Annotated in this window: 10 protein-coding genes; 7 read left to right on the top strand and 3 right to left on the bottom strand. The window is 71.9% G+C overall.

Features of this window, described 5'->3' with window-relative positions; translation table 11 throughout:
• Positions 1–108 precede the first annotated feature (108 nt).
• The 5 genes from STRNI_RS13545 to STRNI_RS13525 all read left to right on the top strand — a co-directional run bounded on the left by STRNI_RS13545 (position 109) and on the right by STRNI_RS13525 (position 9,742).
• On the top strand, positions 109–2,340 hold the full coding sequence (locus STRNI_RS13545; protein WP_277411323.1) for an MMPL family transporter: 2,232 nt from the start codon (positions 109–111) through the stop codon (positions 2,338–2,340).
• Between the two features lie 129 nt (positions 2,341–2,469).
• A complete protein-coding gene (locus STRNI_RS13540) occupies positions 2,470–3,114 on the top strand; it encodes a hypothetical protein (RefSeq protein WP_018087243.1) in 645 nt (214 codons plus the stop codon).
• A 232-nt stretch (positions 3,115–3,346) separates the two neighbouring features.
• Positions 3,347–6,022, top strand: coding sequence for a type 1 periplasmic-binding domain-containing protein (locus tag STRNI_RS13535; RefSeq protein WP_277411322.1), 2,676 nt, complete (start codon positions 3,347–3,349; stop codon positions 6,020–6,022).
• 206 nt (positions 6,023–6,228) lie between these two features.
• The gene (locus STRNI_RS13530) at positions 6,229–6,426 is read left to right on the top strand and encodes a hypothetical protein (protein ID WP_109892732.1); all 198 of its coding nucleotides are present in this window, start codon (positions 6,229–6,231) and stop codon (positions 6,424–6,426) included.
• A 160-nt stretch (positions 6,427–6,586) separates the two neighbouring features.
• Positions 6,587–9,742: a helix-turn-helix transcriptional regulator gene (locus tag STRNI_RS13525; RefSeq protein WP_277411321.1), complete on the top strand. Its 3,156-nt coding sequence runs from the start codon at positions 6,587–6,589 to the stop codon at positions 9,740–9,742.
• On the opposite strand, the gene STRNI_RS13520 is transcribed toward STRNI_RS13525, so the two are convergent.
• The 3 genes from STRNI_RS13520 to STRNI_RS13510 form a co-directional block, all read right to left on the bottom strand.
• Positions 9,739–9,933, bottom strand: coding sequence for a DUF6191 domain-containing protein (locus STRNI_RS13520; RefSeq protein ID WP_148587780.1), 195 nt, complete (start codon positions 9,931–9,933; stop codon positions 9,739–9,741). The two genes, STRNI_RS13525 and STRNI_RS13520, sit on opposite strands and share 4 nt — an antisense overlap.
• A gap of 87 nt (positions 9,934–10,020) precedes the next feature.
• Entirely contained in the window at positions 10,021–11,199 is a 1,179-nt protein-coding gene (locus STRNI_RS13515; RefSeq protein WP_277411320.1) for a PQQ-dependent sugar dehydrogenase, read from the bottom strand.
• Positions 11,200–11,441: 242 nt separating this feature from the next.
• A complete protein-coding gene (locus tag STRNI_RS13510) occupies positions 11,442–12,479 on the bottom strand; it encodes an aldo/keto reductase (protein WP_018087237.1) in 1,038 nt (345 codons plus the stop codon).
• Between the two features lie 88 nt (positions 12,480–12,567).
• Between STRNI_RS13510 and STRNI_RS13505 the strand changes: the two genes are divergently transcribed.
• A complete protein-coding gene (locus tag STRNI_RS13505; RefSeq protein WP_274738296.1) occupies positions 12,568–13,530 on the top strand; it encodes a 2-hydroxyacid dehydrogenase in 963 nt (320 codons plus the stop codon).
• A 306-nt stretch (positions 13,531–13,836) separates the two neighbouring features.
• Entirely contained in the window at positions 13,837–16,755 is a 2,919-nt protein-coding gene (locus STRNI_RS13500; RefSeq protein ID WP_159486011.1) for a putative bifunctional diguanylate cyclase/phosphodiesterase, read from the top strand.
• Positions 16,756–16,900 lie beyond the last annotated feature (145 nt).

The raw sequence follows: 16,900 nt of genomic DNA, 5'->3' as shown, positions 1-16,900 counted from the left end.
CTTCCGCTTTCGGGCGGGCGACGGCCCGCCCCGTCCCCGTACATCCGCGCTCGGCACCGCCCGTCCCTGGGAGATATCGACGCACAACCCGGGAAGCAGACGAGGTCCGTGACCGCTCTGGCTCGGTGGTGTCTCAGGCGCCGCATCGTGGTGATCGTGCTCTGGCTCGCCGCCTTCGCGGGGGTCGCCGTGGCCGCGGGAGTGACGGGGGCCGCGTACTCGAACAACTACGAGGTGCCCGGGACCGAATCCGGGCAGGCGAGCGCCCGTATGGCGAAAGCCTTCCCGGAGCGCTCCGGGGACAGCGACACCCTCGTGTGGCACACGGACTCCGGAACGGTGCGCTCCGCCGCCGTGAAGAAGACCATGCGGCACACCCTGGAGAAGATCGCCGCCCTGCCCGGTGTCTCCGAGGTGGAGAGCCCCTACGGCAGGCACGCCGACGGCCCCGGCGCACGGCAGATCAGCAAGGACGGGCACACCGCCTACGCCTCCGTGCTCTTCGACCGGCGCACCGACGACCTGGACGTCGACCAGGTCCAGAAGGTCGTCGACACCGCGCAGACCGCGTCCCGCCCGGGCCTCCAGGTCGAGCTGGGCGGCGCCGGCATCGCGCTGACCGAGGCGCCCCGGGCCCAGCTCCCGGAAATCATCGGGCTGTGCGCCGCGGCCGTGGTGCTCTTCCTCGCCTTCGGCTCGCTCGCCGCGACCTTCCTGCCGATCATCACCGCGCTCGCCGCCGTCGGCACCGCCTCGGCCGGTATCACCCTGCTCAGCCACGCCATGACCGTCGCCGACTTCGCCCCCATGCTCGGCATGCTGATCGGGCTCGGCGTCGGCATCGACTACGCGCTGTTCATCGTCACCCGGCACCGCAAGGGCCTCCGGGAGGGCCTGCCGGTCGACGAGGCGGCCACCCGGGCCGTCGCGGTGTCCGGGCGCGCGGTCGTCTTCGCCGGTGCCACGGTCTGTATCGCCCTGCTGGGCATGCTGATCCTGCGGCTGAGCTTCCTCAACGGAGTCGCCCTCGCCGCCTCGCTCACCGTCGTCCTGACCGTGGCCGCCGCCGTCACCCTGCTGCCGGCGCTCCTCGGGCTGATCGGGATGCGGGCGCTGAGCCGTCGCGAGCGCCGCCGGCTGGCCGAGCAGGGGCCGCGGCCCGAGCGGACCACCGGTATCGCCGCCCGCTGGTCCGGCTTCGTCGAGCGGCATCCCAAACTGCTGGGCACCGTCGCGGCGGCCGTCATGCTCGCCCTGGCGCTGCCGGCCTTCGGTCTGCATCTGGGCACCTCCGACCAGGGCAACAACCCGGCCACGTCGACCACCCGCAAGGCGTACGACCTGCTCGCGGGCGACGGTCACGGGAGCGGCTTCGGCCCCGGCGCCAACGGGCCGCTGACGCTCGTCGGCACCCTGGACGGCGCCAAGGACCGGATCGCGTTCGACGCCCTGCCGGACCGGCTGCGGGACACCCCCGGCGTCGCCCGGGTCAGCCGTCCCGTGTTCGACGGCGGCCACAGCACCGGCGTGATCACCGTCGTACCCACCAGCTCACCGCAGTCCCGGCAGACCTCCGACCTGGTGGAACGCCTGCGGACGGAGGTGCTGCCCGAGGCCGGGGGCGCGGCCACGCTGCGGGTACAGGTCGGCGGGATCACCGCAAGCTATGACGACTTCGCCTCCCTCATCGTCGGCAAACTGCCGCTCTTCATCGGCGTGGTGATCGCCCTGGGCTCGGTCCTGCTGCTGCTCGCCTTCCGCAGCATCGGCATCCCGCTCAAGGCCGCGCTGATGAATGTCGCGGCCGTGGCGTCGTCCTTCGGGATCGTGGTCGCGGTCTTCCAGTGGGGCTGGGGCAGCGAACTGCTGGGGCTGGGCAGCGCCGGCCCGATCGAACCGTTCCTGCCGGTCATCATGGTGTCGGTGCTCTTCGGACTGTCCATGGACTACCAGGTCTTCCTGGTCTCCCGGATGTACGAGGAGTGGCAGCTGACGCACAACAACCGCCGGGCGGTACGGGTCGGCCTCGCCGAGACCAGCCGCGTGATCAACTCTGCGGCGGTCATCATGATCGCGGTGTTCGGGGCCTTCGTCCTCAGCGGCGACCGGATCATCGCGATGTTCGGCATCGGCCTGGCCGCCGCCGTCGCCCTGGACGCCTTCGTACTCCGCACACTGCTGGTGCCCGCCCTGATGCATCTGCTGGGCGGCGCCAACTGGTGGCTGCCGTCCTGGCTCGACCGGTGGCTGCCCCGGATCAGCATCGAGCCGCCGCCGGAGCCGGGCGCGGTACGGCTGCCCGGCCCCCAGGACGGGGAAAAGCCGCTGGTGAGGGCCTAGGGCCGGTACCTGGACCCCGGTCCCGGGCCGCCGGTGCGCGATGTCCACGACCGGCGTGTCGCCGACTGTCGCCCGCTCACCGCCGCCGTTCTCATCCGACTCTCAGACGCGGCGCCTACGGTCGCGCCCATGGGTACCAGGACGACCGAGAAGAAGACCGACGACGAGAAGACCGTGCCGGCGCAGACCGCCACGGAGACGGCCGCGATCCCGGAGGCCACTGAGGCCGAGGCGGCCGGGAAGGCCGCCGCCAAGGCCGACGAGCAGACCGATGACAACGCCGCCCTCGCCGCGCAGGACGAGGCCAGTGACCTCGACGCGGGCGACGGCACCGACGAGCCCGGCCCGGACACCACCCCCGCAGCGACCTCCAACGGGATCGCCGCCGGCGCCGGTGCCGTCGTCGCCGCGGGGCTCGGCCTCGCGTCCGTGACCGGCACCTGGCTCGGCACGACGATGGCCGAGCGGGCCAACCTGCTGGGGCAGATCAAGCTCCAGTCGGGCAAGGCCCAGGCCGCCGAGCAGATCTCCGCCGTCTACGGCGCCTCCTGGCACACCAACGCCATGGTCAACGGCTTCTTCGCGCTCCTCGCCGTGATCGCCGGCGCCGTGGTGCTCACCCGCTCGCGCGCCACCTGGGTGCGGGCCGTGGCCTGGGGCGGACTGGCGCTGGGCGCGCTGGGCATCCTGATCTCCGCGGGCATGTACCTCGACCTCTTCGGCGGCATGCCCACCGTCCCCAAGATGCCGGCCGGCGGACCTGCTGCTCCGTAACACGGAAGCCGACGCCCGCCCAAGACCCACCGGTCCGTCCGGTGGGTCTTTGCCGTTCGGCGGGGGCGCGGCGGCCCCGCTGCCTCCGCTCCGGTGGCCGAAGCGACAGTTACCACCCCGTGTCACACCGGAAGCCGCAAGTTGATTGAGCCCTCACAGTCACCGAACTAACATGGGTAACTACCCTGTGTAGATCATTAGTTGGCCGGAAGGCCGCTAGTCGGCCGATGAGGTGAGATCCGCGAACAACTCCGTCGAACCCTCCTCCTTTCCGGATGATTCCGGAGCGGACTATTTCATCCGCGAGTACCGCACCGCCGTGAACCCCGCCCGGCGCGACCTCCTGGAGAACAAGCCGCCGCTGCTCCTCCTCAGTACGTCGGCGGACGCCCCGGAGTCCCACACCCACCGGGTCCTCGAAGCGCTGCGCTGGGCACTCGGACCCGAATACAAGCGCGTTCCGCACACGGTGCTGTACGCCGAGGGCGACGTGCCCCTGCTCACCGTCCAGGCGGGCACGGGCCTCGGATTCGACATCCCGCGGCGCTCGACCCCTGACCGCTTCCCCAACTTCTGGCTGATGGCGGATGTCATCGCCCAGATACAGGAAAGCCGTCCGGGCGGCGGCGGCCTGGGGGCGCGGAAGTTACGCGACCACGTCTACCGCCAGCGGGCCGAACGGGGCGGCCTCCCCGGCCTGTTGTGGCACATGGGCGGCACGGACACCGCGCCCATCGGCGGGGTGTACGGCTTCTTCGTCGGGCTCGTATGGCACTCCCTCACCCGGACCCTGCCCCGGTGGATCTGGGCCCGGCGGCAGAACCGCCGCCTCGTCAGGTCCAAGCGCAGCGGCTGGCTCGGCAAACACCTCAACGCGACCGCCGGCGGGGCGCCGGTGTTCGAACTCCTCGACCAGGTAGGGGCCCGCCAGTCGCCCCGGCTGAGTCTGGAGCCCAGCCATCCGCGCCACAAGGAGGGCCTCGCCGCCCTCGAACTCCTGCTGCTGCGCGCCCTGCTGGAGGACCTGCGCAAACCCGCCGTCGGACGGCTGCTGCCCAAGCGCCGCCGCAGGGTGGCCCGCCCCGTACTGCTGGTGGAGATTCCGCCGGAGGGCGCCCCGGGAGCCGACGCGGCGGAGCGGTTCCTGCGCGCGTTACACACCCTGCAGGCCGGGCTGGACGGGCCCGGTCCGCTCGTCATCGCGGTCGGCCATCCCTCCGGCTCCCTGCAGGCCGATCTGGGCGTGGAGCGCACCAACCTCCGCCGGGCGAGCAGCCTGCTCCACTCCAGCAACCCGCGGCCGGTCCTGGTGCCCCTGGAGGACGAGCCCTTCGAGCGCCCCGGACTGCAGATTCCCCCGGTACAGCCGCGGAAGTTCACGATGGGCTGGCGCGCCGTGACCGTCGTCGAACTGACCGCGCTGGCCACGCTCCTGGTCGGCGGCGCCTTCGCGCCCGGTTTCTGGGAAACGCCGCCGGACACCCGGTGCGTGGGCGGGGACCGGCCGGCCGCGGCCGGCAGCCAGACCGAGCGCGTCGAGGTCAGGCCGAAGGAGTGGTACCAGGATGTGCTGAACCGGATCAAAAAGCAGAACGAGGAGGCCGAGAAGTACGCCGACGCCCGCGCGGTGCGCACTGTCGTGCTCTTCGAATCGACCCCTCCGACGAGTGCCGAGGACACCATCTTCGACGGGGCCATCCCCGAACTGCGCGGGGTCGCCATGTGGCAGCAGCGGCTGATAGAGGACGCCGCTTCGGACGCCTCCCGGGTACCGCTGCGGGTGGAAGTGCGGAAGGCCGGTGCGGGCTTCCGCGAAGCCGTCCGCGCCGTGCATGACCTTATCCGGGAAGTCGGGCAGGAGAACTCCCGAAAGGCGTACGAGCAGATCGTCGGCGTCCTGGGCTTCGCGCAGAGCACGAAGGAGACCCAGGAGGCCGTGAAGGAACTGGGCGCCATCGGCATGCCGATGGTCGGCACCACCGCGACGGCGGACGAGATGCAACAAAGCGGTTCCTACTGGCCCTTCACGCCGGCCAACAGCACGGAAGCAGGCATTGAGGCCGCCTTCGCCGCCCATTCCCCCCTCGTGGCGAAGCCGGGGCAGACGGACCCGCACGCGCCGGTGGAATGCGTTCCCGCCGGGCACGCGGTGATCGTACGGACCCCCGACGACCTCTACAGCGAGAGCCTCGCCGACAGGTTCCAGCAGGCCTTCAAGGGGGGTGAGACGGTCATCAGCTTCCGCCAGGACTCACAGCCCTTCGCCACGCAAGCGGGTACGCAGAAGGCGACCACGGCCGACCAGCTCGTCGGCCAGGTGTGCCAGGCCCTGAAGGCCGAACCGGACACCGCCGTCTACTGGACCGCACGGGCGAAGGACTTCACGGCCTTCGTCAGGGCCATGGACACCAACGGGACCTGCATCGAGAACGATCTCACCGTGCTCGGCGGCAATGAGCTGACGAATGTGGCGCTCACCGGCCAGTATGCCGACAAGGACTGGCTGCGGCTGTACCACTCCGCGCACCGCCTCCCCGAGGAGGACAGCCGCGCCAGCGCGAAGACCAAGGACTTCGTGCGCCAGTACAACCGGCAGTATCCGCAGGACCCCTGGAGGCAGGACGGGCACTCCGCGGTCTCCTACGACGCCTTCCACGTCCTGTCCAGGGCTGTGGACAATGCGGGCAGCACCGTGCGGCGGGAATCCGTTCTGACCGCCCTGAGAAACAACATCACCTTCGACGGTGCCACCGGGGTGGTCAGTTTCTCCGAGTTCAGCAGCGGGCCCCCGAAGCGGAAGACCCTGGTGATCCTCCGGCAGTCGGCCGGCGAGCCCGAAGCGGTGGTCGCCTGCGGGGCGTACAGCCTGACGGCACCGAAGCAGCAGGATTCGCCCTGCCGCGACTGACCCTCACCGCATCCGTTTTCCGGGGTCCCTACGGCCCCCGGACACCGTCCCTAGGCATCCGTCCGTATGCCGCCACCAGTTCCTAAGGACCGTACGGGCACGAAGATCGGGAAGTCTCCCGATGCGGCGGACCCTCCTTGGCGACGAGGCTGGAACCACTCGGCACACCGTCGGGGAAGCACCTCACCGCCGTCAGGGGAGACACCATGTACCACTCCGAACTGGAGATGCGCGTCCGCTACGAAGAGCTGCGCCGCGCCGCCGACCGGCAGCGCCTGGTGCGCGAGGCCACCGAGGCCCGGCGCACCGGGATCCGCGGCGCCGCCCGGTCCGGGGCGAACGAACCCGAGGGGCGGGTGAGTGCACGGGGCCGGCGGGCGCGGGTACGCCGCGCCACCGCCTGACCCCGAGGCCCCCGTGCCACACCACACGCCGGCCCCGCAGCCGGCCCGACCGCCCCACGCCCGGCCCCAGGTGCTCACCGCACCGGGCCGGGCGTTCCGGGTACCGGGCCACTCGCTGCGCGCAGTGAAACCCCCTGCCGGATTGTCAGACCCCTGTGCGATGCTCAGCAGCGTGGAGACCAGGTCCGTCAGTCCCGTGTTCGTCGGCCGCGCGGCCGAGCTGGCCGTGTTGGGGGACGCGCTCGACCGCATCGCGGCGTCCGGCGAGCCCCAGGCCCTGCTGATCGGCGGGGAGGCAGGGGTCGGAAAGACCCGTCTCATCGAGGAGTTCGGCGAGCTGGCCCGCGCCCGCGGCGCGCTCGTCGCGCTCGGCGGCTGTATCGAGATCGGCTCCGAAGGCCTGCCCTTCGCCCCGTTCTCCGCGATCCTGCACACCCTCAACTGGCATCTGCGCGACGAGCTCGCCGCCGCCGTCGCCGGCCAGGAGGGCGAACTCTCCCGCATCCTGCCCGAATTGGGGGAGACCCCCGGCGAGGCCCATGACGAGGAGATCGGCCGCGCCCGCCTCTTCGAGCTGACCGCCCGCCTCCTGGAGCGGCTCGCCGCGCACCGCACCCTGGTCCTCGTCGTCGAGGACCTCCACTGGGCCGACCGCTCCACCCGCGAGCTGCTCGCCTACCTCCTCAAGGCCCTGCACGACGCCAACGTCCTCCTGGTGGCGACCTACCGCTCGGACGACATCCACCGCCGCCATCCGCTGCGCCCCTTCCTCGCCGAGATCGACCGGATGCGCACGGTCCGGCGCGTCGAGCTGGCCCGCTTCAACCGCGAGGAGGTCCGCTCCCAGATCGCCGGGATCAACGGCAGCGAACCCGAAGAGGACACCGTCGACCGCGTCTACAAGCGCTCCGAGGGCAACGCCTTCTTCGTCGAGGAACTGGCCCGCGGCCTCGCCGACGGCTGTCTGCACGGGCTCAGCGACCCCCTGCGCGATCTGCTGCTGGTGCGCGTCGAGGCGCTGCCCGAGGACGCCCAGCGGGTGGTGCGCACGGCCGCCGAGGGCGGCTCCACGGTCGAACACGAACTCCTCGCCGCCGTCTGCCGGATGCCCGAGGACGACCTTATCGAGGCGCTCCGGGCGGCCGTCGGCAGCAACACCCTCGTGCCCACCCAGGACGGCACGGGCTACCGCTTCCGGCACGCCCTCGCCCGCGAGGCGGTCGTCGACGATCTGCTGCCCGGCGAGCGCACCCGCCTCAACCGCCGCTACGCCGAGGCCCTGGAGGCCAACCCCTCGCTGGTCCGCACCGAGGTCTGCGCCGCCCGGCTGGCCAGCTACTGGTACAAGGCCCATGACGCCGCCAAGGCCCTGCCCGCCGTCCTCGCCGCCTCCGTCCAGGCCCGCCGTCGCCATGCGTACGCCGAGCAGCTGCGGCTGCTGGACCGCGCCCTGGAGCTGTGGGACGACGCGCCCAAGGAGGTCCGCCAGGGCGTGCGCCCGGTCGACTACGCCGAGGCGTATCCGGCCTGCGGATGCGACGACGGCGACGCCCTGCGCTTCCTGGACCTGCTCGCCGAGATCGCGGTGGCCGCCCGGCTGTCCGGCGACAACGAACGCGCCTTCACGATCACCAAGCGCGCCCTGCGCTCGCTGCGCGACGAGAACGACCCTCCCCCAAGCTCTCAACACGGTTCGAGCAGGGGGGACCCCCTTCGCAAGGCCTGGTTCCTGGTGCAGCGCTCCCGGCTCTGCCAGAGCACCGGCCGCGGCAACGGCTGGGCCGACCTGGGCGCCGCACAGGAGCTGGTGCGCGGACTGCCGCCGTCCTCCGTACACGCCGAGGTGATGGCCGCCGTCGCCAGCTGGGCGGTGCTGCACGAGCCGGGACCCGACACCTTGGCGACGGCCGAACGCGCGGTGGAGCTGGCCCAGTTGGTCGGCGACAAAGAGGCCGAGCTCAACTCCCGGCTCACCCTGGCGGGGCTGCGGGTCGACTCCGGCGAGGTCGAGGAAGGCCTCGCCGACTTCCGTACGAGCCTGGACCGCGCCGTCTGCCGCGGCTACTTCGCCGTCATCGCCCGCGGCCATGTCAACCTCCCCTCCGCATTGGAAGGCGTCGGCCGCTCCCGCGAAGCCGTCGAGGTCACCGAGCGGGGCGTCGAACTCACCACCCGCTACGGCCTCAAGGACAGCACCAGCTGGGTGCTGGGCAACCGCGCCGAATCCCTGCAGTCGCTGGGCCGCTGGAAGGAGGCGGGCCGGGCCGTCGCCGACGCCCGCCGCCTCGCGCAGAGCCACCGGGCCATCGCGCTGGCCGCCAGCCGTCGTATCGATCTCGCGCTGAACGAGGGAGACCTCGCCGAGGCCGAGCGCGAACTGGCCGTCGCCCAGGAGCACTACGGCACCCACGATCCCCAGCCGCAGCACGCCATCGTCATGGCGCAGCACGCCCTGCGCGTCGCCGCCCGCCAGGGCCGCCTCCTCGACGCCCGCAGCATCCTCCAGCAGGCCCTGGACGCCGGCTTCCCGCCCGGCACCCACCGCTATGCCTGGCCGCTGCTGTGGGCGGCCACCACCGCCGAAGCGGACGCCCGCGGACTGCCCGCCGCCGAGCCCGGCCGGGCCGTGATCCTCGCCCGCATCCGGGACGCCGCCAAGCGGCTGCCGCAGCTCAGCCCGGTCTGGTCGGCGTACGGCCTCGCGGTCGACGCCGAACTCCGCCGTGCCGAGGGCCGCGAGACCCCCGACGCCTGGGCCGGGGCGGTCGCCGCCTTCGAGCCCCTGGAGCGCCCGCACGAACTCGCCCGGGCCTGCTACCGCTGGGCCGAATCACTCCTCCACGGCAGCGAGCGGGCCACCGCCGGACTGCACGGCCGCACCCCGCGCGAGGCCGCCGTCCTCCTCCTCACCCAGGCGCACACCGCCGCCGTGACGATGGGCGCCCGCCCGCTCGCCGACGAACTCGAACTCCTCGCCCAGCGGGCCCGTATCCCGCTGCCGGGCCTGACACCGGCTGACGCCGCCGGGACGGCCGGTACGCCCGCCGGTAACGGCCGCGCCGCCACCCAGGCGCCTGCCCCTTCCGACACCGCCCCCGCCGCATCCCTCGGCCTGACCCCGCGCGAACGCGACGTGCTGCGGCTGGTAGCCGACGGCCGCAGCAACCGCCAGATAGCCGACGCCCTCTTCATCTCCCCGAAGACCGCCAGCGTCCATGTCTCCAACATCCTCGCCAAGCTGGGCGTCTCCGGCCGGGGCGAGGCGGGCGCGGTGGCGCACCGCCTGCGCCTGTTCGGCGAGCCGACGCCGGGCTAGGCCGGGTCCGATGGGTCATGGCCCCGCGGCCGCCCGGGCGTCCTGACGACGACGGTGCCCGAGGAGAGATCGATCGGGCCCCTGCCGGGGTCGCCGTCACCCACGTCATCGACGACGAGCGACATCTTCTGCCGCTCCTCGTCGGTGTGTTTGCGCCCCGGTGCGAACAGTTCCTCCGCGATGTTGAACATGGTGCCCTGCCCCCTCTTCGGCGTGAGCGCACCCGTCCCCCTGCCACCCGAGTGTAGGCAGGACATCCGAAAAGGGGATCTGCCGGATCAGCTCACCTTGAGGCGGAGAATCCGGTCATCGCCCTTGTGCGGGGTGCCCCGTCCGTCGGTGTTGCTGGTGACCAGCCACAACGCCCCGTCGTCGGCCGCCACGACGGTCCGCAGCCTTCCGTAGGTGCCCTTCAAGAAGGCCTGCGGAGCGGCCACCGGCTTCGTCCCGTTCAGCGGGATCCGCCACAGCCGTTCGCCGCGCAGCGAGGCCATCCAGATCGAGCCCTTGGCGTAGGCGATCCCGCTGGGCGAGGCGTCCGCGGTCTTCCACTGCTCGACCGGGTCCACGAACCCGGGGCCCTTCGATCCGCCCTTGGCCTCGCCCTCGACCTCCGGCCAGCCGTAGTTCTTGCCCGGCTCGATGAGATTGAGCTCGTCCCAGGTGTCCTGCCCGAACTCCGAGGCCCACAGCCGCTTGTCACGGTCCCAGGCCAGCCCCTGCACATTGCGGTGGCCGTAGTCGTACACCACCGAATCCGCCTCGGGGTTGCCGTGCGCCGGCTCGCCTTCCGGCGTCATCCGCAGGATCTTGCCGGCCGGGGAGTCCTTGTCCTGGGCCAGCCCGCTGTCGCCGGTCTCACCGGTGCCGACGTAGAGCATCTTGTCCGGGCCGAACGCGATCCGGCCGCCGTTGTGGAGCTGGCCCTTGGGGATGCCCTTGAAGATCGTGTCGGGCGCGCCCAGCTGATTGCCCTGCGGACGCTTCTCGTCGTAGTTCATGCGGGCGATGCGGTTGTCGGACGCGGTGGTGAAGTACGCGTACACCTGGTGGTCCGCGCCGAACGTCGAGGACACCGCGATCCCCAGCAGCCCGCCCTCGCCCCCCGGGTCCACACCCGGCACCGACCCCAGCTCGGTCTTCTTCCCGTTGTCCGCCGAGACCCGGACGATCTTTCCGGTGTCACGGGAGGCGACCAGCAGATCCCCGCCCGGCAGCACCGCCACACCCCACGGCGACGTCAGGCCGGTGGTCAGGGTCCTGGTCACCCTGACCGAGCCCTTGGCGGGCGGTGCGGTGGAGGACGGCTTGGCGCCCGGTGAAGCGGCGGCGCCGGGGCTCTTCGACGGGGCGGCGGCGGAGTTGTCACCGCCCTGGGGCGCGCCGCCGGACGAGCAGCCCGCTACCAGGAGCAGCGAAGCGGCGGCCAACACGGCGGTCTGGGAACGGCGTTGCACGGCAGGGTCCTCTCGTCGGCAGGGCGTGGACAAGAACACCACATCGCGCGCCGCGGCGCCGCGCCCTGTGCGTTCCGGAGCCACTCCCACCTGCCATGATCCGGCGCGGCCGGCCGGGCCGCGAGCGGGGCGGGCCCGCGGACCGGACCGGGCGCGGCAGGTCCCGTGGCGGGCGCGTCGGGCTCACGGGGCGACGCCTCGCCGCGGCCGGACGGGGGAACGGGCTCAGGCGAAGACGCCCCCTAGTACCAGGACCCGCGCGCCGGCGGCAGCGCGGCGATCTCCGCCAGATCCTCGCGGGTGAGCGTCAGATCCACCGCCTTGGCGTTCTGCGCCGCCCAGCGTTCCTTCTTCGTGCCCGGTACCGGGACGACATGCCGGCCCTGCGCCAGCGCCCACGCCAGCGCCACCTGCCCCGGCGTCGCACCGTAGCGGGCGCCGACCCGCCGCAGCCCGGCCACCACCGGCTGGTTCGCGGCCATCATCTCCGCGGTGAAGCGGGGGTGGCGGGCCCGTATGTCCTCCCGTTCGAAGCCCTGCCCCGGGGTGAGGGTGCCGGTCAGATAGCCGTTCCCCAGCGGCATCGCCGCAAGGAAGCCGACACCCCGCGACTCACACCACGGCAGCAGCGCCTCCAGCGCCTCCGGCGACCACACCGACAGCTCGGCCTGCACACTGCTGACCGGGAACACCTGCTGGATCCGCTCCAGTTGGGCCAGCGTGCCGTCGTGCATCCGGGAGCGGCGACGCCCCGCGCCGGCCGGCCGCCGCTCCGTACGGGCCGTGCGGGCCGGCCGTACCGCCCGTGCGCCCACCGCGCACAGCCCCAGCGACCGCACCTTCCCGGCCGCCACCAGCTCCGCCATCGCCCCCCAGGTCTCCTCTATGGGCACCTCGGGATCGGCCCGGTGCAGCTGGTAGAGGTCGATACGGTCGGTCTGCAGCCGGCGCAGCGAGGCATCGCAGGCCCGCTTGACGTAGCCGGGCCGCCCATTGGCGACGATGTGCTGCTCACCCACCAGCAGTCCGCATTTGGTCGACACGAACGCGTCCGCCCGCCGCTCCTTGAGCACCCGCCCCACCAGCAGCTCATTGGTGAACGGGCCGTACATGTCGGCGGTGTCCAGCAGGCTGCAGCCCCGGTCCAGCGCGGTGTGCACGGCCTGCAGCGAGCTGTCCAAGCTGCGCTGCGACTCGGTGTACCCCCAGCTCATCGGCATACAGCCGAGTCCGATGGCGCCCACTTCGAGGGCCGCCGCACCGATTGTCCTGCGCTCCACCTGGTTGTGCCTCCGTCCCCTCGCCCCCGGTCAAGGGCCAGACCAAACTAACGTCTGAACAGAACGTCTCTTCGCATAGCCTCGGGGCATGGCAACACCGGACCAGCGCACCGACGCACGCGACGTATGGCTCCCGATCCCGCCCGACGAGATCGAGGGCCTCCCCGACGGTCTCCACTACGTCCACTGGGACGCCGGCCCCGACTACCCGGCCGACCCCGCCCGGTGCGCCTTCTATGCCGTTCCCTATATGAAGAGCCCGGAGATCCTCCTGAGCCCGCTGGCCCGGATGAGCCGGGTACGGGCGGTGCAGACGCTCACCGCCGGCATCGACCACATACTCCCGGGGCTGTCCGACATGCCGTCCGGTGCCCAACTGTGCAACGCCCGCGGGCTCCACGACGCCAGCACCGCGGAGCTGGCGCTCACCCTGATCCTCGCGGCGCTGCGCGGCATCCCGGGCTTCGTCCGGGCCCAGGACGCGGGGGAGTGGCGGCCGGACTTCCGCCCGGCGCTCGCCGACAAGTCGGTCCTCATTGTGGGCTATGGTTCGATCGGCAGTGCCATCGAAGACCGGCTCACACCCTTTGAATGTGCGCGGGTCGTGCGCATCGCACGCACCGCGCGTGACACAGTGCGCGGTCCTGTGCATCCACTCTCCGACCTGTCCGCCCTCTTGCCCGACGCGGACGTCGTCGTGCTGGCGACTCCGCTCACCGACGCCACCCGTGGCCTGGTAGGAAGCCGATTCCTGGGGCGGATGAAGGACGGCGCACTGCTGGTGAACATCGCGCGCGGCGGAGTCGTCGACACCGACGCACTGCTCGCCGAGCTGGAATCCGGACGGCTGTACGCGGCGCTCGATGTCACCGACCCGGAACCCCTGCCCGCCGGACATCCGCTGTGGCACGCTCCCGGCGTACTCATCACTCCACACGTCGCCGGCCCCAGCTCTGCCTTTCTGCCCCGTGCGAAGCGGCTGCTGAGGGACCAGTTGACGCTTTTCGCGGCCGGAGAGCCCCTGCGAAACGTGGTCGCCACCGCCCACTGAGAGCAGTTGCGCGTAGCGCTACGAGGCCGTACGACTGCAAGGAGTGTTCGCCCTTCGCTCTTAGTCACGCTCCGTAGAGACGCTATGTCCCTGAGTGACGGAACTGGTGTATCGTCCCGAGCGGGGACGACGCCGGGAAAGACGCGGCGCGTGCGAACGATCCGGGACTCGAGGGGGGCGACGGGCGATGTACGGCCGATGGACGAGTAGCGAGAAGCACGATCCGCGAGCGCCCGCGGGAATACTGCGAGGACCCCAGGAGCATCGCTCGCGACGGCGCCCGGTGCGGGTGAGCGGGAGAATCCGGTGAGCGCCCCCGGGGCGATGCTCTCCAGGCCGCCGGCGTCGGCCGGCAGTCCACCGAGCGCGGTGCCCCAGATCGTGCTGGCCGTGGTCTGCGGCGGCTATGCCATCGGCGCCGCGTTCGGCTGGGGATCGCCCGAAGTCGCGGCCATCATGGGGGACTTCGGCCTCAGCTTCGCGGCGTTCCTGGCGGCCGTCTCCTGCGGGCTGTACGCACGCAAGCGCCGCAGCCGGTTCCGTCCGGCCTGGATGCTGTTCGCCGCGTCCTCCTGCATGGCCGGCCTCGGCAACGGCGTATGGGGCTGGTACGAGGTCATCGAAGGGATCACGGTACCCAGCCCCTCCCTCGCCGACTTCTGTTTCCTGCTGTTCGCACCGCCGGCCATCGTGGGCCTGCTGGTGCTCGCCAAGAGGCCGGTGACCAGGGCGGGTTGGGTCTGCCTGGGTCTCGACTCCTGGCTGATCGCAGGGTCGCTGGTCACTCTCTCATGGAGCCTCGCGCTCGCGCACACCGCCCATTTCCAGGGCCGCAGCGTGGCCCAGAGCGCACTGTCGCTGGCCTATCCGCTGCTGGACATCGTGCTGGTGAGCATGGTGCTCGCGCTGCACTTCCGGCGCTCCTCGGTGCACCGCTCCGCCATCAACACCGCTGTCGCGGCGCTGGCGTTGACGGTGCTGTGCGACGCCGTGTTCAGCTCGCCGCTGCTGCGCGAGCACTACCGCTCCGGCCAGATCCTGGACGCCGGATGGTTCGCCGGCTCGATGCTGCTCGCGTACGCGCCCTGGGTCGCCCGCCGCGCGGGTGAGGAGTGCACCGCGGAGGAGGCCAAGCCCGCGGCCCGCCGGCTCCAGCCGCACGGCAGCCGCCCCATCGCGGGCTCGCTCGCCGCGCTCACCCCGTATCTCGCCGCCGCCGTCTGCACGCTGGGCATCCTCACCAACGTCCTGGACGGGCGGCGCATCGACCGCGTGGTGCTCTTCACCGGCTGCACGGTCGTCCTCGCGCTGGTCGTCCGCCAGGGCATCATGCTGCTCGACAACATCACCCTCACCCAGGAGCTGGCGCAGAAGGAGAACCACTTCCGCTCCCTGGTGCAGGGCTCCAGCGACGTCATCATGATCGCCGCCCCGACCGGTGTGCTCCGCTATGTGAGCCCGGCCGCCGCCGGTGTCTACGGCCGCGACGCCGAGGAACTGGTCGGCTCCGAACTGGCCTCGCTGATCCACCCCGAGGACCTGGGCCGGGTGGTGCACGAGGTCCGCAGATTCCTCGCCGCGTCCCCCGAGGAGGAACCGACCACCCGCATCGAATGCCGCTTCCGCGCCGGTGAGCAACGCTCCGGCGGCGACGGCTGGCTGAACGTCGAATCCACGGTCAACCGCCACGACGGCGGCCTGATCTTCAACTCCCGCGATGTCACCGAACGCGTCCGGCTGCAGGCCCAGCTCCAGCACAACGCCTCACACGACGCGCTCACCGACCTGCCCAACCGCGCGCTGTTCACCGAACGTGTCACCCAGGCCGTCACCGGCCGCCGGGCCAGCGACCACGACACCGCCGTGCTCTACATCGACCTCGACGGCTTCAAGCAGGTCAACGACACCATCGGCCATCAGGCGGGCGACGAACTGCTGGTGCAGGCGGCCCGCAGGCTCGCCGACTCGGTGCGCTCCGGCGACATAGCGGCGCGGCTGGGCGGCGACGAGTTCGCCGCGCTGATCACCGGCGACGGCACCCGCGACCGGGCCGCCCGGGAGTTCCGTATCCACGAGATCGCCGACCGGCTGCGCATCAAGCTCTCCGAGCCGTACCGCATCGACGGCCGGGACGTGCGGGTGGCGGCCAGCATCGGCGTCGCCTTCGCCGACCCCGGGGTGACCCCCGCGGGCCTGCTGCGCAACGCCGACCTCGCGATGTACCGCGCCAAGCAGGCCGGCAAGGGCCGGGTGGAGCTCTATGCCCCGCAGATGCAGAACGAGGTCGCGCACCGCGCCGAGCTCGCCGGCAAACTCCGTACGGCCCTGACCGACGGCGCGTTCGCGCTGCTGCACCAGCCGGTGGTGGAGCTGGCGACCGGACAGGTCACCGCGGTCGCGGCACACGCCCGCTGGCGCTCGGCCCAGGGCATTCTCTTCACCCCGGCCGAATTCCTGCGGGTCGGCGACCGCGGCCGGCTCGCCGAGGACGGCGACCGCGCCGCGGAGCTGGACCGCTGGCAGCTGGAGGAGGCCGTCGAGCAGGCCGCGGCGCGCCACCGGGCCGGCTATCCGGTCCCGGTCGCCGTCCGGCTCTCCGCCCGCCGGCTGCTGGACCACGCGCTGTCCCCCAAGGGTGTCGAGTCGCTGCTCACCCGGCACGGTCTGCCCTCGCGCGCGCTCGTCGTGGAGCTGTCCGAAAGCGATCCCCGTATCCCGCTGGACGACCTGGAGCGCCGGCTGGTCGCGCTGCGCCGGCTGGGCGTACGGATCGCCCTCGACGGCTTCGGCAGCGGGTACGCCGCCATCAGCGCGCTGCGCCGGCTCCCGGTCGACGTACTGCGGCTGGACCGCGGGCTGGTGGACGGTGTGGTGGAGTCCGCCCGGCTGCACAAGATCACCGCGGGGCTGCTGCGGATCGCCGGCGACCTGGGCATGCAGTCCGTCGCGGACGGCGTCGATCTGCCCGAGCAGGTCCTCGCGCTGCGCTCCATGGGCTGTACGCACGGCATGGGCGCGGCCTTCTCCGGGCCGCTCGACGAACACCGGCTGCGGCGGTCCCTGACACACGCCCACTATCCGGTGCCGGACGTGGCGGGCCAGGGCCGCGCGGTGGTGCTCACCGGCAGCGGTCTGCCCGCCCGGCAGGGCGGCCCCGTGGGTCCGGAATCGCTCGTGCATCCGCCATTGCGCTCAAATAGTGAGACCTCCGTCCCACCCACTTGACACTCGGTGCACGGCGGGGGGAGGGTCAGTGCCATGCGCACCCGAATTCTCGTACTTGGAAAGCGCGTCGGCTGAAGCTGGTCCCTGACGAAACCAGCTCATCGCACCGACGCGCTCCCCTCGCTTGCCACCTGGCACGGGGGGT

This window comes from Streptomyces nigrescens (assembly GCF_027626975.1).
Taxonomy (GTDB): domain Bacteria; phylum Actinomycetota; class Actinomycetes; order Streptomycetales; family Streptomycetaceae; genus Streptomyces; species Streptomyces nigrescens.
Note: the sequence above shows the minus strand (reverse complement) of the source record. Positions and strands in the feature narration are given on the sequence as shown.